Genomic DNA, 18,761 nt, shown 5'->3' with positions numbered 1-18,761 from the left:
TCCCTGTGTCGCGGCCTGTTATGCCGCCTTGCGGCCGCGCGCGGCAAGCCACGCCTCGGTCAACTGTTCGAAGCGCGAGGCCATGTCCGCGACCGCCTCGTCATCGGACATTTTGCCGGCCAGCCATTGTTCGGCCGCGTGGACGAAGATGGTGCGGCCGACGGCAAAGCCCTTGACGATGGGCGCCTTGGCGGTTGCGGCAAAAGCCGCCTCCAGTTCGTCCTGCGGCGCTTCCAGACCAAGCAGCACGATGCCACGGCACCAGGGATCGTGCTTCAGGATCACCGCCTCGATCTTGGCCCAGGCGCCGCTCGACGCCTGCGGCTCGAGCTTCCACCAGTCCGGCTTGATGCCGAGCGCATAGAGTTCCTCCAGCGCGCGCGGGATCGTCGTGTCGTCGAGCTTGCCATGCTTGCCGGCGATGATCTCGATGAGAAGCTCCCGGCCGACCTTGCGCGCGGCCTCGAACAGCGCGCGCAGCTTCTGCTGCTGTTCTTCCTTGAGTTCCGCCGGATCGTCAGGGTGGTAGAAGCACAGGCACTTGATGCAGTGATCGACGGGCCATTCGGTGAGCTGCGAGCCGATATCCTGCGAGAATTCGAAGCGCAGCGGCCGCGAGCCCGGCAGTTCCACCGGACGGCCCAGCCAGGCAAAGGGATGGCGGGCGAATTCGAACATCGCCTCGCGGCCATGCTTCTCGTCGATCAGCATGCCGTAGCCGTCGCGGCCGGCAGCGACCTTGGCCGCCGCCTTGACCGCCAGCACTTTGAAATCGCGGATGCGCGCTGGATCGGCGCCGGTCTTGGCCGCCACATCCTCGAGCTGCACACGGTGGTCGCAGGCGAGCGCCATCAGCGAAGGGATGTCGCGCCGGCGGGTGGTTGCCCAATGGATGTGGTTGATCGCCTCGTCCTTGCGCAGTGCGCGATGCTTGCTGCCGTTCTTGAGGAAGAACCGCAGCTCTTCGAAGGTCGGATATTCCGGCGCGCAGAGCAGCCGCGACACGGCGAAGGCGCCGCAGGCGTTGGCCCAGGTCGCCGCGGTTTTGAAGCTTTCACCGCCGAGCCAGCCGCGCAGCAAGCCGGACATGAAGGCGTCACCGGCGCCCAGCACATTGTAGATCTCGATCGGGAACCCTTCGCCGACGATGCCGTCCTCGAGATCGTCGCTGATCGGCCCGTCATAGACGATGCAGCCCATGGCGCCGCGCTTCAAGACGATGGTCGCCGAGGACAGGGCGCGGATCGTCTTCAGCGCGCTCAGGCAGTCGTCGGCGCCGGACGCGATCATGATCTCTTCCTCAGTGCCGACGATGAGGTCGCAATCGGGCAGCACCGTCTTCAACTGGGCCGAGACCCGGTCCGACTTGACGTAGCGCTCGAAACCTTCGGCGTGACCGGCGAGACCCCACAGGTTCGGCCGATAGTCGATGTCGAAGACCACCTTGCCGCCCTTGGCCTTCATGATGCGGATCGCCTTGCGCTGGGCGGCGTCGCTGTTGGGGCGGGAAAAATGCGTGCCGGTGACGACGATGGCGCGGGCCGAGGCAATAAACGCCTCGTCGATATCCTCTTCCGAAAGCGCCATGTCGGCGCAGTCGGAGCGGTAGAAGATCATCGGCGAAACGCCTTCGCTCTCGACCGAAAGCAGCACAAGCGCGGTCAACCGTTCCTTGTCGGTCTTCAGCCCGTCGGTGTTGACGCCTTCGCGTTTCAGCTGCTCGCGGATGAAGCGGCCCATCTGCTCGTCGCCGACGCGCGTCAGCAGCGCCGAGCGCAGGCCGAGCCGCGCCGTGCCGACCGAAATGTTGGCCGGGCAGCCGCCGACCGACTTGGCGAAGGAAGTGATATCCTCGAGCCGCGAGCCGATCTGCTGGCCATAGAGGTCGACGGAAGCGCGACCGATGGTGATGACATCGAGCGGCGCCTGTCTTGCGTCCACGGCTTCGCTCATTGGAACCTCCCGTCGGTCTTGTCGTCATGGACAACATTGTTGGGTAACACGCGCGAGCGGCAGCGTGGCGCCAGCAATATGAAATAATAATTCCAATCCATAGTCAATATGGAATGAGCATTCCCTGGCCTAAAATTGCCTTTTTGGATGTCTGGTCAAGCCTTGCGCTTGCGGCTCGCGTCACGCCGCTTCTCGCCGACGCCGACGGTCAGCGCCATGGCCAGCGCCATTGTCGCCGACAGCGAACGGAAACCGGCGAAATCCGCCTCGGCCACCTCGAACCAGACCCTGGCGAACTGGGCCAGCGGCGAGAATGAGCTGTCGGTGATGGCAACGATCGGTACGCCCTGCTCGGAAATGCTGCGCGCTTCCTCGATCGTGGCCGGTGCGTAGGGCGAGAAGCTGATGGCGATGACGGCGTCCGCCGGCGTGGCGAAGCCGACCATCTCGGCATTCAGGCCGGCAGCCGATTCGATCAGCTGGTTGCGGATCTTCAGCTTGCCCAGCGCGTAGGCGATATAGCTCGCCACCGGATAGGAGCGCCGCTTGGCCAAGACATAGATGGTCTGCGCCTTTGCCAGCAGCGAGATAGCGTCTTCCAGATGCGCGTCGTCCAGCGTGCGGGAAATGTCGTTGAGCGAGGTGCTGGCGGCGGCAATGAAACCGTCGAAGATCGCCCGGTGGCCGGCGCCGCCCTCGGCCTTGGCGCGTAGCGCCTGCAGCCGCTCGTCATAGGAGGAGTTGCGCTCGCGCAGCCGCTCGCGGAACACCTGCTGCAGGCTGGTAAAGCCGTCGAACCCGAGTTGCTGGGCAAAGCGGATCAGGGTCGAGGGCTGCACGCCGGCCGAAGCGGCGATGCTGGCGGCGGTGCCGAAGGCGATGTCGTCCGGATTGTCGAGCGCATAGGCGGCGATCTGGGCGATGCGCTTGGGCAGGCTCTCGCGCCGGTCCAGAATGGTGGCGCGCAGCGTCTCGAAGTCGCGAGGTACCTGTTCGTCCATCGTCTCCGCCCAAGCCTGTCTGGAGGCTCTCTGTGCCTCATCATAGCGGGCCTGCGCAAGAACGCCATAAAAAATGAGGCAGACATTCCATTTCAGGAGAAAATGGACTAATTCATCCATCCAACGCTCAGGCAGTGGAGAAAGTTGGATGGTCGGCGTAGGTCTTATCGGTACGGGTTTCATGGGCAAGTGCCACGCCATCGCGTGGAGCGCAGTGGGAGCCGTCTTCCCCGATGCGACCAAGCCGCGGCTCGTCCATCTCGGCGAGGTCAGCGAGGACCTTGCCAGGCGCAAGGCCGGCGAGTTCGGCTTTGCCAAGGCGTCCGGCGACTGGCGTGCCGTCGTCAACGATCCGGAGGTCGACGTCGTCTCGCTGACGACGCCCAACCAGTTTCATCCGGAAATGGCCATCGCCATCCTCGAAGCCGGCAAGCATCTGTGGTGCGAAAAGCCGATGGCGCCGAGCTTCGCCGAGGCCGAGGCAATGGCGGCCGCCGCCGAGACATCAGGCAAGATTGCCGCGCTTGGTTACAATTACATCCAGAGCCCGGCCATCCGTCACATCGGCGCGCTGCTCGACGAGAAGATCATCGGCGAGGTCAACCATCTGCGCATCGAGATGGACGAGGATTTCATGGCCGATCCCGAGGCGCCGTTCTTCTGGAAGCACGAAGCGACTTCCGGCTATGGCGCGCTCGACGATTTCGCCGTGCATCCGCTGTCGCTGGTCACGGCGTTGTTCGGCCGCGTCGCCAGCGTCATCTGCGACATGGCCAAGCCCTATGCCGACCGCAAGCTGGCGGCGGGCGGGCGGCGCGCGGTCGAGACCTACGATATCGCCAGCGTGCTGATGCATCTGGAAAACGGCATTGCCGGAACGCTGCAGGTCAACCGCTCGGCCTGGGGCCGCAAGGGCCGTATCGCCATCCAGATCTTCGGCTCCAAGGGTTCGATCCTGTTCGACCAGGAGCGGATGAACGAATTCCAGCTCTATTTGACGTCGGACCGACCGACCGAACAGGGCTATCGCACCATATTGGTGGCGCCGCAGCACAAGCCCTATGATCTTTTCGTGCCGGCGCCCGGCCACAGCCTCGGCTTCAACGATCTCAAGATCATCGAGTGCCACGAATTGCTGACGCGGCTGGCCGGCAAGCCGGCCCGGCTTATCGAGTTCGCCGAAGGGCTGGAGATCGAGCGCACCGTGCACGCGATGGCGCGTTCGTATGAGGAAAAGCGCTGGGTGGATGTAAGGTAAAAGTCAGACGCCTATGGCCGCGTTCGTCTCCCAGCCATTGACCCAGATTTGCCGCAAGCGGTCGCCTTCGCCCTTGAAGCGTAACCCGGTCGGCTGGCAGTCCTCGATGCGGTCGCTGCGGAAATTGCGGATCGCCTGGCGCAGCTCGCACCAGGCGACGATGTTGGCGGTTTCGGCGTAGTAGATCAGCGCGATCGGGCGGATCAGCCGCTCGGAGGCACGGCCTGCTTCGTCGCGGTAGGAAAGGTCGAGCTTCTCCTCGTCGCGGATGGCGCGGCGCACCAGCGCCAGGTCGATCGTGCCGGCGGCGGGCGCGGCAAAGCCCCAGGCATGCAGCGCATTGGCATCGAGCGTCTGGCGCAAGGGCGGCGGCACCGCGCCGGCGATCTTGGCGCTGACGCGCTTGGCCGCCTGCTTGAGCTCGTCGTCTCCCGTGCGCTCGAGCAACGCCAGCGACAGCACGATCGCCTCCATCTCCTCGATCGAGAACATCAGCGGCGGCAGGTCGAAGCCGGGACGCAGGATATAGCCGATGCCACGGCCGCCCTCGATCGGGACGCGCATGGCCTGCAGCGCGGCAATGTCGCGGTAAATCGAACGTATCGTCACCTCCAGTTCCCCGGCAATCATTGCCGCCGTCACCGGCTGCCTGGCCAGCCGCAGGATCTGGATGATCTCGAACAGGCGCGAGGCCTTGCGCATTTTTCTCCCCGGTTGCGATCACAACTGACACACCATCGTCAGTTGGCTCGGTCTATAGGATCGCCCATCGGCTTGAAAATCAACAGATTCCTTGGCGGCACGCTGGCAAGAGGCGACAGGCAACTGACATGAGCTACGCGGAAAATCTCTGGCTTTTCTTTCTTCTCCTGTTCGGCATCATCGCCGTTCCAGGCATGGACATGCTGTTCGTGCTCGCCAATGCGCTGACCGGCGGACGCGACAGGGGGCTGGCGGCGACCGGCGGCATCATGGTCGGCGGCATGGTGCACACGCTGAACGGCGCTGTCGGCGTCGGCCTGCTCATGCATTTCGTGCCGATCCTGTTCAAGCCGCTGCTGATCGCCGGCGCCGCCTACATGGCCTATATCGGCATCACGCTGATGCGCAGCTCCATCACCGTCGGCCATGAGGGGCCGGCCGGCAGCCGTTCCGCATGGAAAGCGTTTCGCCAGGGTTTCGTGACCTGCCTGATCAACCCGAAGGCCTATCTCTTCGTCCTGGCCGTCTACCCTCAGTTCCTGAAACCGCACTACGGTCCGATCTGGATGCAGGCGACGATCATGGGCCTGCTGACCGTGCTGACGCAGGCGGCGATCTATGGCGGGCTGGCCATTTCTGCCGGCCGCAGCCGCAGCCTTCTGATCGCCAATCCGCGGGCGACCGTCCTTGCCGGGCGCGCCGCCGGGCTGCTGCTGTTCGCGGTCTCGGTCTTCACCGCATGGGAAGGGCTGAGGGCGGCGTAAGTCCCGGCCCGCCCCTCCCGCATCGCCATCGTGTCAGGCGGCCCCTTGCCGGCTGTCCAGCATGGCGCGCCGCGCCGAGCGGCGCCATTCTACGGCACCGGCAAGCCCGTGCAGCACGGTCTCGGTGGTCGCCCAGTCGATGCAGCCATCGGTGATGCTCTGGCCGTAGACCAGCGGCTTGCCGGGCACGACATCCTGCCGGCCAGCGACGAGATTGCTTTCGATCATGACGCCGATGATGCGCTCGTCGCCCGCCGCCACCTGGCCCGCCACGTCCGCCGCCACCTTCGGCTGGTTCTCGGGCTTCTTGCTGGAGTTGGCGTGGCTGACGTCGATCATCAGGCGCGGCGCGATACCGATGCGGGCGAGTTCCACCGAAGCAGCCTCGACGCTTGCCGTGTCATAGTTCGGCTGGACACCGCCGCGCAGGATGACATGGCAATCCTCGTTTCCGGTCGTCGCCGCAATCGCGCTGCGGCCGCCCTTGGTCACCGCCATGAAATGATGCGGCTGGGCGGCGGATTTCACCGCCTCGGCGGCGATCCTGAGATTGCCGTCGGTGCCGTTCTTGAAGCCGACCGGGCAGGAGAGGCCCGACGCCAGTTCGCGGTGGATCTGGCTCTCGGTGGTGCGCGCGCCAATGGCGCCCCAGGCGACGAGGTCGGCAATGTATTGCGGCGTCGTCATGTCGAGGAATTCGGTCGCCGCCGGCAGGCCGAGATTGTTGACGGCGGAAAGCACATTGCGCGCCATCCGCAGCCCCTTGTCGATGTTGAAGCTGCCGTCGAGGTCGGGATCGTTGATCAGGCCTTTCCAGCCGACAGTGGTGCGCGGCTTTTCGAAATAGACCCGCATGACGATCTCGAGCCGGTCGGCCAGGGCCTCGCGCAGCGCCGCCAGACGGCTGGCATAGTCAACGGCCGCAACCGGATCGTGAATGGAACAAGGGCCGACGATGACAACAAGTCGATCGTCGGCCCCTGTCAGGATGGAGTGGATGGCGTTGCGCGAGGCGGCAACGGTGCGTGTCGCCGTGAGTGAGCGCGGTATCTCGCGCATCACCTCTTCCGGCGTGCTCAGCAGTCTAAGTTCCTTGACCCGAAGGTCGTCTGTAGTGGTCAACACGGCTTTCTGCTCCTGTTTGGGAACCTGCCGGCTGAAACAAAAAAGCCGCCAGGTCTGGCGGCTTGTCGGACTGTTTGCTGCAATCTTCAGATCGAGCGCAATCCTCCCGCCGCCAGCGAGCTGCTAAAGTACCAATAGGTGGCGGACAGGTGGATCATGCCGCTCATATAGTCGAAGCGGCGGCGTTTGTCGATGGGGCGATGAGGGTCAGGTGGCGAAACCGTCGATGACAGCACCCCTCTCCCCGTCCCTATACGGGGAGAGGATGCCGGCAGGCAGGTGAGGGGCGGCGCCTACGTCGGAGAGACAAGCGAGGTGGCAGGGTATGGACCGGTAATTGTCAAAGTCGGTGCTGCCTCTCATTGCCCTGCCGGGCATTTCTCCCCGTATAGTGACGGGGAGAAAGGGCCAGCCGCAACGTCGGCACTATTCCGGCGACGAGCCGGCGATGCTCTGGTCGTAGTCGACCAGCGATCCGGTCATGACGCCCGATTGCGGGCTGACCATGTAGCTGATCAGCCGCGCGAGCTGGTCCGGCTTCACCAACTGGCCCATCGGTTGGGCCGCTTCGGCCTTCGCCAGCCAGTCGTCGGGTGCGTCGTGCCATTTCTTCTGCACGATGTCCTCGCCCTCGGTATCCATCCAGCCGGGCAGAACGGCGTTGCAGCGGATGCGGTTGAAGCGATAGGCGTTGGCGACGTTCTTGGTCAGCGTCATCAGCGCGCCCTTGCTGGTCGAATAGGGCGTCAGGAAGGACTGGCCGGTATGCGCCGACATCGACAGCACGTTGACGATCGAGCCGGGTGCCTTTTTCTCCAGCAGATGCGCCACCACGCCCTGCATCAGGAAGAAGGGGCCGCGCACATTGGTGTCGAAGATCTGGTCGAAAAGCTCTTCCGATGTCTCGACCAGGGAGCCGCGCGCCGAGGTGGCGGCGGCGTTGACCAGCGCGTTGATCGTACCGAAATGCGAGAGCGCGGTGGCGACCGCACGCTTGCAGTCGGCAACCTTTGAAACGTCGGCGCTGATGAAGATGGCGTCGACGCCAGATTTCTTGAAATGGGCAACAGCCTTGTCGCCCTTCTCCTGCGAGCGGCCGATGAGCGCCAGCGCCCGGCAGCCCTCGTCGGCGAGTGCCTCGGCGACGGCGAAGCCGATGCCTTGCGCACCGCCGGTGACGATGGCGCGTGTCTGTGAATTACGATCGGTGCTCATTGCTCTGCTCCTGGGTTCTTGACTGCCAACAGTTTCATGAGATTCATTGAGGTTTCTTCGGTGCCTTATCGCAACGTTGGGAAACTTGGTCGAAGCATCCCCAACGTTGTCATCCTAGGGCGAAGCAGGAGCGAAGCTCCGTCGCGGAGACCCGAGGATCCATTCCGTGACCTCTGCCGAAGAACGCAGCGGACCAAAATTCTGAACCGTTGGAGCCGTTTCTATGTAACGGAATGGATCCTCGGGTCTGCGCCGCGTCGCTTCGCTCCTTGCTTCGCCCGTGGATGACGACATGATGGATGTTACGGCTAGTCATAAAGCCCTGTAGATCGACGACCTTACTGTCTAGCCTAGGCGCACTGTCTTGCCTGTCGTCGCCGATTTCAGCGCAGCATCCGCCAGCTTCAGCGCGACGAGGCCGTCGGCCCCGCTCGGCGCCGCCTTCTTGCCTGATGTCGCAGCGGTGATGAAGGCGGCGATCTCGTTGGCATAAGCGTCGAGATAGCGGGTCATGAAAAAGTCGTGCAGCGGCGGGCGCGTATAGCCCTTCTCGTTGGCCAGTTCGATCGACACCGGCCGCTGGTTCTCGGCCGCCACCATGCCTTTCGAGCCATGCACCTCGATGCGCTGGTCGTAGCCATAGGTGGCGCGGCGCGAATTGGAGATGACCGCCTGCTTGCCCGATGCGGTTTCGAGGATGACGCTGACCGAATCGAAATCGCCGGCTTCGCCGATCTTCTTGTCGACCAGCACCGAGGCATGGGCGCTGACCGCCACCGGCTCCTCGCCGAGCAGGAAGCGCGCCATGTCGAAATCATGGATGGTCATGTCGCGGAAAATGCCGCCGGAGCGCGCGATGTAGTCGAGCGGCGGGGCGCCGGGATCGCGCGAGGTGATGGTCACCATTTCGACCGTTCCAATGGCGCCGTCGTCGATCGCCTTGCGCACGGCGGCGAAATGCGGGTCGAAGCGCCTGTTGAAGCCGACCATCAGCGTCGCCTTGGCCTTGTCGACCACGGCCAGGCACTTCTCGACGCGCTTGACGTCGAGATCGATCGGCTTCTCGCAGAAGATCGCCTTGCCGGCCTTGGCGAAGCGCTCGATCAGATCGGCATGCGTGTCGGTCGGCGTGCAGATGACGACCGCGTCGATGTCTTTCGATTTTTCGATGGCGTCGATGGTACGCACCTCGGCGCCATAGGCGCTCGCCAGTTCGCTCGCCGCCTTCTCGAAGGCGTCGGCAACGGCGACCAGTTTTGCCTGGGGGTTGGAACCCACGGCGCGGGCGTGGACCTTGCCGATGCGGCCGGCACCAAGGAGGGCGAAGCGAACAGTCATGGAAATTTTCCTCTAGGGGATGGTTCGAAGCGGGGCGCCGGTCATGGGCGCTGGATGATTTTCCGGTCAAGACAAATCGACGGGAAGGCGATGACCATCGCCGCCCGCCCGGCCCTTAGGCCGCGAGTTCCGCCTCCCCGGTCTTGGCGCCGGTGATGTAGGAAACGATGTCCTGCCCGTCGGTATTCTCCTTGCGCAGATTGGCAACGATGCGGCCGCGCCGGAACACGACGATACGGTCGCAGAGGTCGAACACCTGGCGCATGTTGTGGCTGATCAGGATCAGCGGCTCGCCATTGTCCTTCAGCGTGCGGATGATGTTTTCGACCTGCGCCGTCTCCTGCACGCCGAGGGCCGCCGTCGGCTCGTCCATGATGATCAGCTTGGAGGCAAAGGTGGCCGTCCTGGCGATCGCCACGCATTGGCGCTGGCCGCCCGACATGTGGCGGATGGTGTTGGACAAATTGGGAATTTTCACCGCGGTGCGGACCAGTGCCGCCTCGGTCGCCTTGCGCATGTATTTGCGGTCAAGGATCGAGAATGGCCCCAGATTGAACAGCACCTTTTCGCGGCCGAGGAACAGGTTGGACGGCACGTCGAGATCGTCGGCCAGCGCCAGGTTCTGGAACACCGTCTCGATACCCGCCTCGCGCGCCTCGATCGGGCCGGCGAAATTCACTTCCTTGCCGTCAAACCAGACCTGGCCGCTCGTCCGCTGCTCGACGGCGGTGATCTGGCGCACGAAGGTCGACTTGCCGGCGCCGTTGTCGCCCATGATGGCGACATGCTCACCCTTTCGCAGCTCGAAATTGGCGCCTTCAAGTGCATGCACGCCGCCATAGCGCTTCGTGAGGTTTTCGGTCTTCAGGACGATGTCTGACATGGTCAAGCCCTCAATGCCCGCATGCGCTGGCGCCACTGGTCGAGAACGACCGCGCCGACGATGATCACGCCCTTGACCATCTCCTGGTAGTAGGCGTCGAGGCGCAGGAAGGTGAAGCCGGAGATGATGACGCCGAAGATGAGCGCGCCGATCACCGTGCCGATGATGGAGCCACGGCCACCCGACAGCGAGACGCCGCCGATGACCGCCATGGCGATGGCGTCGAGTTCGTACATCACGCCCATGCCGGCCTGGGCGGTGAGGTTCTTGGAGGAGAGCACCACGGCGGCGAGCGCGGCGAGAATGCCGGCGATGACATAGACGAGGATCTTGTGGTTGGCGATCTTGATGCCGGACATGCGCGCGGCATCCTCGTTGGAGCCGATCGCGTAACAGTGCTTGCCGTATCGGGTGTAGGTCATGATGAGCTGGAACAGCACGGCCAGCGACAGGAAGATGATGACCGGCATCAGGCCCTTGCCTATTGCCGCGAAACTGTCGGTCGGGAATGATATCGGCTGCCCCTTCGACCACCATTTGGCGATGCCGCGCGCGGTGACCATCATGCCGAGCGTGGCGATGAAGGGCGGGATGCGCGTGTAGGCGATCAGGGCGCCGTTGACGAGGCCGGCGAGCAGGCCGCAGCCGATCGCCACCAGCACCGGCACGATCACCGGCAGGTCGGTCCAGCCCTGCGCCAGGAACATCGCCTTGGGATTGGGATTGCCGTTGACGGTCGCGACCTGGGCGAAGCTCATGGCGATCATGGCGGTCGCGCCGACGATCGAGCCCGAGGACAGGTCGATGCCGCCGGTGATGATCACTTGCGTGACGCCAATGGCGATGATGCCGACGATCGACACCTGCAGGATGATGATCTGCAGCCGCGCCTCGTTGAAGATGCCGGAGACGTCGCTGCGGGTGTTGAACAGGAAGCTGTCGCCGAGAAAGATCCGGCCGATCAGCTCGAAGATGACGACGAGGATGACGAGCGCCAGGAAGACGTTGAATTCGGCCGGCCATATACGCTTCCTGGCGTCATAGCCGACGCCGCCGACGCCGTGAGATGTCTGTGCCAATCTTCTATCCTCCGTCAGCCGCGGTCGTTCCTCGAGCACCTTTCAGGCGCCGAGGGGGAAGAGGAGCGGCGCTGCCTTTACGCGAGAGCGCCGCTCCGTATGTCCGCGGCTCAGTTCTTCTTCAAGAACTTGTCGATGTTCGCAGGCGTGACCAGCTGGAACGGGACATAGACCTTGTGTTCGACCTTCTCGCCCTTGGCGAGCTTCAGCGCCGCGTCCAGCGCGCCCGCGCCCTGGCCGGCGGCATCCTGGAACACGGTGGCATCGAGGTCGCCCGCCTGCATGGCGGCAAGCGCGTCCTGGGTGGCGTCGACGCCGCCGACGACAACCGACTTCATGTCGATGTTGGCGGCCTTCATCGCCTGGATGGCACCGATGGCGCTTTCGTCATTGTTGGCGATGACGCCGTCGAACTTCTTGCCGGTCGACAGCCAGTTGGTCATCAGGTTCTGCGCCTGGTCGCGATCCCAGTTCGAGGTCTGCTTGTCGATGATCTTAATGAAGCTGCAGTCCGGGGTGGCGATGACATCGTCGATGTCCTTGGTGCGCTGCACGGCGGCCTGGTTGGAAAGCTCGCCCATGATGACATAGACATTGGCTTCCTTCTTGCCGGCTTCCTTGAACAGGCGGCAGACTTCCTTGGTTTCGAGCGTGCCGGAATCGGCCTCATTGGAAGCGACGAAGGCCTGGTTGTCGGGCAACGTGTCGACATTGACCGGCTGGCGGTTGACATAGACCAGCGGGATCTTGGCCGCGGCGGCCGCATCCGACATTGCCTGCGTGGCCGAGGTGTCGACCGGGTTGACGATGATGGCGTCGACGCCCGAAGCGGCGAAGTTCTTGATCTGGTCGAGTTGCTTGGCGACGTCGTTCTGCGCGTCCTCGACCTGCAGCTCGACGCCGCTCATGCCCTTGGCCTGCTCGATCATGCCGTTGCGCAGCACGGTAAGGAAATTGTCGTCGAACTTGGCCATCGAGACGCCGATCTTGGCGGCCATGGCCGATGAACTCATCAGCGCCGCGAAGGCGACGCCCAAAAGCAGTTTCTTCATTTTAATCTCTCCTCCACTTTGGTGTCCGGTTGCACCGATTTCTCCGGAATCCCCGATCTCCCCGGGGAATCTCTCCCGATTGTCTTCTCCCCGGTGGCGCCTGCCGTTTGCTGGAACGCCAAAGCCTGTGTTTGAAACAGATGTTCCCGGAACGTAAGGACCAAAATACATCACCGATGAAATATTTATTCCATTTCGTCGGGAGGCGTCAAGGGCGATTCCAAAACCGGACGTGCGATTTTGGCGGACGCGTCGACGGTGTGCGGATGCTGCCGGAAGAATGCCGCTGGCTTGGCGGCGGAGCAGACAGGCGCACGCCCGCCGCCGGCGGCGAGGCCTATGGCATCAGCGCGCCAGGTCCGTTCCCTGGATGCCGTCGACAGGCGATGGCAGTTCAGAAATGCCAGATGTCTCTCTGCAGCAAGAGATCGAGCGGCGCTCTCCAGACCCTGTATCCCGCCGCCTGCCTCACCTGCTGTTCGACGCTGAGCTTGCCGCTGACATCGAAGAAAACTCCAATTCGCCTTCGGGCGTGAAGCTTTGTTCCGGTGGTGGTGTAATTGCGGATAGGCAGCTGCTGGCGGCTGATCGTTCGCCCATCCTGTGATAGCGCGACGCCGATGCAGAATTGTTCCGGGGTATGCAAACGCACGATTTCACTGACTCTCTCGCTGGCGGCGTATGCTCGCTCCAGCGCAGGAATGTTGTTATGATGAACGCCAAGGACGCCGCTCGCCCACATGGTTTCATCTCCGGTCAGGATGTGGCCTCCAATTGAGAGCCCTTTGCCTTCGAGCGCTCGATAAGGGGCCTTTGGGCGCCCTTCGCACCGCCACATTATGGAGGACAACGCTGTAATTCGCCTGAAACATCGCGATATGTCGCCGGTCGGATACATGTCCGTGTCCATGAAGAACAGGCGCTCGCAACGCCGCAGCAAATCGACGATGCCGGCTGCCTTGATGCCAAACCTGTATCGATTGCCGAAGGACATCTCGGCCTTTCTCTCGGCCGTTAGCTCGATCGTTTCGATAGGATAGCCGTCGAAAATGGAGGGCCTGTCGGTCAGGACCATGACCCTGGCATCCGGGCAATAGTAAAGCAGGCGAAGGGCGCTGAAGAGCGCGCCACGCGCATAGAGCTCGTCGCTCCCAAAAGCGATGTACCCAAACCCATCTCCGCCCATCGGGCATGTATATATTAGCAATCATTAATGCGTCAAATTTGGATGCCCCCGTCGGGCGACGCGCTGAAAGCCCTGGCGCGCTAGATGTTCTCGGGCAGGTAGATGTCGAACGGCAGGAAGGTCTGGCCGGGAGCGTTAGCCGCGCCCGTCTCGATGGCGTGCGCCATGAGATCGAGCAGTTCGCGGCACAAAGCCGCCAGAGGCGTGGAGATCACCATGGTCAGCACCCCGTCCGCCAGGGCGGATCGCGAGACCGCCGATATCTCGTTGCAGACCACCGCTGGCATCTCTGCTGGCTTGGCCTGCCTAAGCGCCGCGACCGCGCCTTCCATGCCGCCGCCCGCGACATAGCAGCCGACGAGGTCCGGATGACGGCCGAGCAGGTCGAGCAGCGTGTCCTGCGTGATCTGGTTGGCCTCGAGATTGACCAGCGTTTCGAGCAGGGTGAAGTCCGGCGCCTGTTCGCGGAAGAAGGAGCGGAAGCCGATCTCGCGCAGTTCATGGCCGTGGAAGCGGTGGCTGCCGACGAAAAGCGCGACCTTGCCCGGCCGCTTCGCCGCTTTCGAGATCATCCAGGCTGCCGTGCGCCCGACCTTGCGGTTGTCGAGGCCGACATAGCCCTCGCGAATGCCGGCGGCGAAGTCGGACAGCAGCGAAAAAACCGGCAATCCCCTGGCCTTCATCTCCTCGACAATGACCGTCAGCGCCGGGTGATCCGGCCCGACCAGGGCGACGGCCTTGCACTTGGCCGCCAGCTTGCGCGTGTGCTCGACGATTTCGTCCGGCGTCAGCGAAACGGCGAAGTCGATGATCGCGACGCCGCGAAAGCGCTGCGATTGCGACACCGCGAGTTCGAGTTGCCGCGCGAACTCCGTGTAGAAGACGTCGTTGCCTCTCAAAAGCAGGAAGCCGAGCCGGTATTCCGGCAATTCATGGCGCATACGCTGCTTGATCAGGCCGGCCGCGTGATAGCCGATCTCGGTCGCGGTCTCGTAGACGCGGCGTGCCGTTTCCTCGCGAACCGGCAAGCGATTGTTGAGCACGCGGTCCACCGTGGCGACGCTGACGCCGGAGACGCGCGCCAGATCTGTTATGGTCGGCCGTTTCGCCATGATCGCCCCGTTCGATTGCCTGGTATTGATATACCACTTTGATAGGAAATGATAGAAACTATCTTTGTGACGTTGAGTCTATCATGGCGCGGCGTTATTTCTAGGCATGAAACCAGTGGTGATCGGCATTCGCATGGCGAATGCCCCTGCCTTGGGAGGCAATCATGACCGCAGCGCCGTCCCGGCGTGATTATAGCCTGATCGGCCGCGACGCCCGACTTGCCGTCGAAAACGGCCTGTCGGCGGCCGAGTGGTATCACACCGACATTCCCCGCAAGCAGATGAAGGAGCTGATGCAGCGCTCCGATGGTCCGGCGATCCGCGACACGGCGATCTGGCTGGCCGCCCTCGCCATCAGCGGCGCCGGCGGCGCCTGGTTCTGGGGCAGCTGGTGGTGCGTACCGTTCTTCTTCGCCTATGGTGTGCTCTACGGCTCATCCACCGATTCACGCTGGCACGAATGCGGCCACGGCACGGCGTTCCGCACGCAGTGGATGAATGATGCGGTCTATCAGGTCGCCTGCTTCATGATCATGCGCAATCCGGTGACCTGGCGCTGGAGCCACACGCGCCATCACACCGACACCATCATCGTCGGCCGCGACCCTGAGATTTCGGTCATGCGGCCGCCGGACCTGGTGCGCCTCGTCCTCGGTTTTGTCGGCGTGCTCGACGCCTGGCACGCGATGTCAGACATGCTGCGCAACGCCGCCGGCAACATCAGCGCGGCCGAGAAGACCTTCATTCCCGAGCAGGAACAGCAGAAGGCGATCCGCATTGCCCGCATCTGGACGGCGATCTATGCCGCGACCATCGCGCTGGCGCTCTACACCGGATCGTTCCTGCCCTTGATGCTGGTCGGCCTGCCCAGGCTCTACGGTGCCTGGCATCATGTCATGGTCGGCCTGCTGCAGCATGGCGGGCTGGCCGAGAACGTCACCGATCACCGGCTGAACAGCCGCACCGTCTACATGAACCCGATCAGCCGCTTCATCTACTGGAACATGAACTACCACGTCGAGCATCACATGTTCCCGATGGTGCCCTACCATGCGCTGCCCAGGCTGCATGCGCTGATCAAGCACGATCTGCCGGCACCGACGCGATCGATCCTGGCCGGGTACCGCGAGATGATCCCGGTCTTCCGCCGCCAGCTGCGCAACGAGGATTATTTCCTCAAGCGCGAGCTGCCGCCGACCGCCAGGCCATACCGCGAGGAATTCCACAACGACGCCGTCGCCACGGCGGCGGAATGACATCGAACGGCTCCAGGGGAGGACTGAATGAGCGATTGGGTCGAGGCGTGCGCCGCCGGTGACATCGATGAAGAGGACGTGATGCGCTTCGATCATGGCGGGCGCACCTTCGCCATCTATCGCAGCCCGGACGACGAGTATTTCGCCACCGACGGACTTTGCACGCATGAGAAGGTGCATCTCGCCGACGGGCTGGTGATGGATGACATCATCGAATGTCCCAAGCACAATGGCCGCTTCAACTACAAGACCGGCGCGGCCAGGGGCGCGCCGGTCTGCGTCAACATCAAGACCTATCCGGTCAAGGTCGACGCCGGCAAAGTCCTCGTTCAGATCGGGTGACCGGCATGGCACGCGGGATGGTGATCATCGGAGCCGGGGAATGCGGCGGTCGGGCCGCACTCGCCTTGCGCGATCTCGGCTATGACGGGCCGGTGACGCTGGTCGGCGACGAGCCGCATCTGCCCTATGAGAGGCCGCCTTTGTCCAAGGAGGCGATGGCCAGCGACGCGCCGGCAATCAAGGCGATCGCCAGCGACGAGGTGCTGGCCGAAAAATCGATCCGGCATATCCATTCCGTCCAGGCCGTGGCTATCGATCGCGCGGCGCACACGGTGCGCCTGTCCGACGGCTCGGCGCTGCCCTACGACAAGCTGCTGCTCGCCACCGGCTCGACGCCGCGCAAGCTGCCGATGCCTGGCCTTGGCGGGCGCTGCGTCTATCTCAGAACCTTCGCCGACGCGCTGGCCATTCGCGCCCATCTTCGTGCCGGCAACCGCATCGCCGTCATCGGCGGCGGCTTCATCGGCCTCGAGCTTGCCGCGGCGGCGCGCAAGCTCGGCGCTTCGGTCACCGTCATCGAGGCGCAGCCGCGCATCCTGATGCGTGGCGTTCCGGCCGAGATCGCCGAAATCATTCACAAAGCGCATGTCGCCGAGGGTGTCGACCTGGTCTGCGGGCAAGGCATCGCCTCCATCGCCGACGACGGCAAGGAGGTGCGAGTGATGCTTGCCGGCGGGCGCGAGATATCAGCCGACCTCGCCGTCATCGGCATCGGCGCCGTGCCCGTGACCGGGCTCGCGGCGGAAGCCGGCCTGGCCATCGAAAATGGCATCGCAGTCGACGCCGAGCTGCGCAGCAGCGATCCCGACATCTTCGCCGCCGGCGATTGCTGCTCGTTTCCGCTCGCCGTCTATGGCGGCCGCCGCGTGCGGCTGGAAGCCTGGCGCAATGCGCAGGAACAGGGCGCGCTGGGGGCCAGGAACATGCTTGGCGCCGGCGAGGCGCATGCGGCGGTGCCGTGGTTCTGGTCGGATCAATATGGCCTGTCCCTACAGATCGCCGGACTTTCCGACGAAGGCCGCAGCACGGTGCGTCGCGATCTCAGTGACGGCGCCTTCATCCTGTTTCATCTGGCCGAGGAAGGCAGGCTGGTGGCGGCCAGCGGCATCGGCCCGGGCAATGCGGTGGCCCGCGACATAAGGCTCGCCGAAATGCTGATCGGCAAGCGAGCGAAGCCGTCGGTGGAGGCGCTGGGATCGCCTGACGTCAAGCTGAAGGCGTTGCTGGCGCCTGAACGGTCACATCGGCTCGCCGATGGCGGCGCCGCCCCTCATCTGCCTGCCGGCATCTTGTCCCCGTAGAACGGGGAGAAGGGAGCTGTGGCACCCTCGCCGCAATTCATCATGCACCGCTAAAAATTGGCGAAATCATTGATATCAGCATCTTTCTCCCCGTCACTATACGGGGAGAAATGTCCGGCAGGACAATGAGGGGCGGCCCAGGCGTCAACGAGCTAATGCCACCACGCCGGAGCCGCTAGAACAGCGCCCTGAGCTCCGGCAGCTTGTCGTTGACCAGCCAGCCGTAATAATTCTCTTCCGGCAGCTTCTCCGGCTCGCCGGCGGCGCGGCGCTTGCCGTTTTCAGCCTTCAGCGCATAGGCGCGCTGCTCCGGATTGCCGACATTGTAGAGCGTGGCGGTCAGTCCTGGATTGCCCGAAATGTCGAAGCCGGCGATGCTCTTATAGGCGTCGATCGACTTCCTGATCGTCGCCGCGACATATGGCAGCGTCAGGTCCGGATCCATGATGGTCTTGTAGACCGAGTTGGGATCGGAGACGTCGAGCTTCGGCAAGCCGGACACCTTGTGCACGAGGTCGCTCATCTGCAGGGCGGTCAACGGGTTGAGCTGGCCGAGGCCGAAGGTCTGGCCGGCATAGTAGGGCTGGAAGAAGGTGGCGCCGAAACGGTTGTCGGGGAAATCCTCGCCGCCGACTGTCTTGCCGCGAAACGAACGGTTCCAGACCTGTTCGCGGCATTCCCACAGATCGTAGCTGTCCGAAATCGCGGCGCATTTCTTGAATTCCGGTCGCTGCACGAAATCGGTGATGTCCTCGCCGTCATAGGCGAAGGAGAGCTTGCTCGAGAGATAGGAGATCGCCTTGACGTAGTAGGTCTGCAGTCGGTCATAGGCGTCGACATTGTAGGTGTGCTCGCCGACGATGGCGCCAACGATATGCAAGGGGTCGATGCCATAGGCGCTTGCCGCCTTCTTGATCTTGGCGCGCAGATCGGCGTCGTTCTGCAGCAGCGCGTAGACCTTGCGGTACTTCGCCTGGAAGGTGGTGTTGGTCGCCTGCGTGCGTCGGCTTGAGGCGCCGGGAATGTCCGGCTGCTCGGCATTGCGGTTTCCCGCCGGCACCAATGTCGCCGCATCGGCGGCGAACAGCGTCGCCGCCAGCGTCAAGCCGAGAATGACCAGGATGAGTTTTTTCATGCGCCGCCGCCTAGAGAATTGCCGCGCAAACTAGGGTATTGCTCTTGGTTGAGTCGAGA

The 18,761-nt window shown here is 63.5% G+C and carries 17 protein-coding genes; 5 read left to right on the top strand and 12 right to left on the bottom strand.

What is annotated here, in order from left to right:
* Window positions 1–18 precede the first annotated feature (18 nt).
* Together iolC and EN845_RS18920 are read right to left on the bottom strand one after the other, a co-directional pair.
* The gene (gene iolC / locus EN845_RS18925) at window positions 19–1,953 is read right to left on the bottom strand and encodes a 5-dehydro-2-deoxygluconokinase (protein ID WP_127871206.1); all 1,935 of its coding nucleotides are present in this window, start codon (window positions 1,951–1,953) and stop codon (window positions 19–21) included.
* 155 nt (window positions 1,954–2,108) lie between these two features.
* The gene (locus EN845_RS18920) at window positions 2,109–2,954 is read right to left on the bottom strand and encodes a MurR/RpiR family transcriptional regulator (protein WP_127280184.1); all 846 of its coding nucleotides are present in this window, start codon (window positions 2,952–2,954) and stop codon (window positions 2,109–2,111) included.
* Window positions 2,955–3,102: 148 nt separating this feature from the next.
* On the opposite strand from EN845_RS18920, the gene EN845_RS18915 reads away from it, so the two are divergent.
* Window positions 3,103–4,212: a Gfo/Idh/MocA family oxidoreductase gene (locus EN845_RS18915; RefSeq protein WP_127871205.1), complete on the top strand. Its 1,110-nt coding sequence runs from the start codon at window positions 3,103–3,105 to the stop codon at window positions 4,210–4,212.
* Window positions 4,213–4,215: 3 nt separating this feature from the next.
* Here the strand turns inward: EN845_RS18915 and EN845_RS18910 are convergent, their stop codons facing one another.
* Window positions 4,216–4,914, bottom strand: a complete 699-nt coding sequence (locus tag EN845_RS18910; RefSeq protein ID WP_127871204.1) for a YafY family protein — start codon at window positions 4,912–4,914, stop codon at window positions 4,216–4,218.
* 128 nt (window positions 4,915–5,042) lie between these two features.
* Between EN845_RS18910 and EN845_RS18905 the strand changes: the two genes are divergently transcribed.
* On the top strand, window positions 5,043–5,678 hold the full coding sequence (locus EN845_RS18905) for a LysE family translocator (protein ID WP_127279237.1): 636 nt from the start codon (window positions 5,043–5,045) through the stop codon (window positions 5,676–5,678).
* 33 nt (window positions 5,679–5,711) lie between these two features.
* On the opposite strand, the gene EN845_RS18900 is transcribed toward EN845_RS18905, so the two are convergent.
* The 8 genes from EN845_RS18900 to EN845_RS18865 form a co-directional block, all read right to left on the bottom strand.
* On the bottom strand, window positions 5,712–6,803 hold the full coding sequence (locus tag EN845_RS18900) for a 3-deoxy-7-phosphoheptulonate synthase (RefSeq protein ID WP_127871203.1): 1,092 nt from the start codon (window positions 6,801–6,803) through the stop codon (window positions 5,712–5,714).
* A gap of 426 nt (window positions 6,804–7,229) precedes the next feature.
* On the bottom strand, window positions 7,230–8,018 hold the full coding sequence (locus tag EN845_RS18895) for an SDR family oxidoreductase (RefSeq protein WP_127871202.1): 789 nt from the start codon (window positions 8,016–8,018) through the stop codon (window positions 7,230–7,232).
* A 345-nt stretch (window positions 8,019–8,363) separates the two neighbouring features.
* The gene (gene iolG, locus EN845_RS18890; protein WP_127871201.1) at window positions 8,364–9,356 is read right to left on the bottom strand and encodes an inositol 2-dehydrogenase; all 993 of its coding nucleotides are present in this window, start codon (window positions 9,354–9,356) and stop codon (window positions 8,364–8,366) included.
* 115 nt (window positions 9,357–9,471) lie between these two features.
* Window positions 9,472–10,239 carry an ATP-binding cassette domain-containing protein gene (locus EN845_RS18885; protein WP_023772158.1) on the bottom strand — a complete coding sequence of 256 codons (768 nt, stop codon included), beginning with the start codon at window positions 10,237–10,239 and terminating at the stop codon, window positions 9,472–9,474.
* A 2-nt stretch (window positions 10,240–10,241) separates the two neighbouring features.
* Window positions 10,242–11,318, bottom strand: a complete 1,077-nt coding sequence (locus EN845_RS18880; RefSeq protein ID WP_127871200.1) for an ABC transporter permease — start codon at window positions 11,316–11,318, stop codon at window positions 10,242–10,244.
* Window positions 11,319–11,428: 110 nt separating this feature from the next.
* Window positions 11,429–12,370 (bottom strand): sugar ABC transporter substrate-binding protein, encoded by a 942-nt coding sequence (locus EN845_RS18875; RefSeq protein ID WP_015314570.1) that lies wholly within the window; start codon window positions 12,368–12,370, stop codon window positions 11,429–11,431.
* 394 nt (window positions 12,371–12,764) lie between these two features.
* Window positions 12,765–13,445, bottom strand: a complete 681-nt coding sequence (locus EN845_RS18870; protein WP_245464532.1) for a hypothetical protein — start codon at window positions 13,443–13,445, stop codon at window positions 12,765–12,767.
* Window positions 13,446–13,636: 191 nt separating this feature from the next.
* A complete protein-coding gene (locus EN845_RS18865) occupies window positions 13,637–14,668 on the bottom strand; it encodes a LacI family DNA-binding transcriptional regulator (RefSeq protein ID WP_127871199.1) in 1,032 nt (343 codons plus the stop codon).
* Between the two features lie 164 nt (window positions 14,669–14,832).
* Here EN845_RS18865 and EN845_RS18860 point away from each other — a divergent pair, with 164 nt between their 5' ends.
* Genes EN845_RS18860 through EN845_RS18850 form a run of 3 tightly spaced genes read left to right on the top strand, consistent with a single transcriptional unit; the run spans window position 14,833 to window position 17,567 of the window.
* On the top strand, window positions 14,833–15,924 hold the full coding sequence (locus EN845_RS18860) for a fatty acid desaturase family protein (RefSeq protein WP_127871198.1): 1,092 nt from the start codon (window positions 14,833–14,835) through the stop codon (window positions 15,922–15,924).
* 27 nt (window positions 15,925–15,951) lie between these two features.
* Entirely contained in the window at window positions 15,952–16,266 is a 315-nt protein-coding gene (locus EN845_RS18855; RefSeq protein ID WP_127280380.1) for a MocE family 2Fe-2S type ferredoxin, read from the top strand.
* Window positions 16,267–16,271: 5 nt separating this feature from the next.
* Window positions 16,272–17,567, top strand: a complete 1,296-nt coding sequence (locus EN845_RS18850; protein ID WP_245511763.1) for an FAD-dependent oxidoreductase — start codon at window positions 16,272–16,274, stop codon at window positions 17,565–17,567.
* 175 nt (window positions 17,568–17,742) lie between these two features.
* Here EN845_RS18850 and EN845_RS18840 read toward each other — a convergent pair whose 3' ends face one another.
* On the bottom strand, window positions 17,743–18,702 hold the full coding sequence (locus tag EN845_RS18840) for a DUF1402 family protein (protein ID WP_127871197.1): 960 nt from the start codon (window positions 18,700–18,702) through the stop codon (window positions 17,743–17,745).
* Window positions 18,703–18,761: the final 59 nt, after the last annotated feature.

This window comes from Mesorhizobium sp. M8A.F.Ca.ET.202.01.1.1, assembly GCF_004791595.1.
Taxonomy (GTDB): domain Bacteria; phylum Pseudomonadota; class Alphaproteobacteria; order Rhizobiales; family Rhizobiaceae; genus Mesorhizobium.
This window is presented reverse-complemented; position numbering and strand designations above follow the sequence as displayed.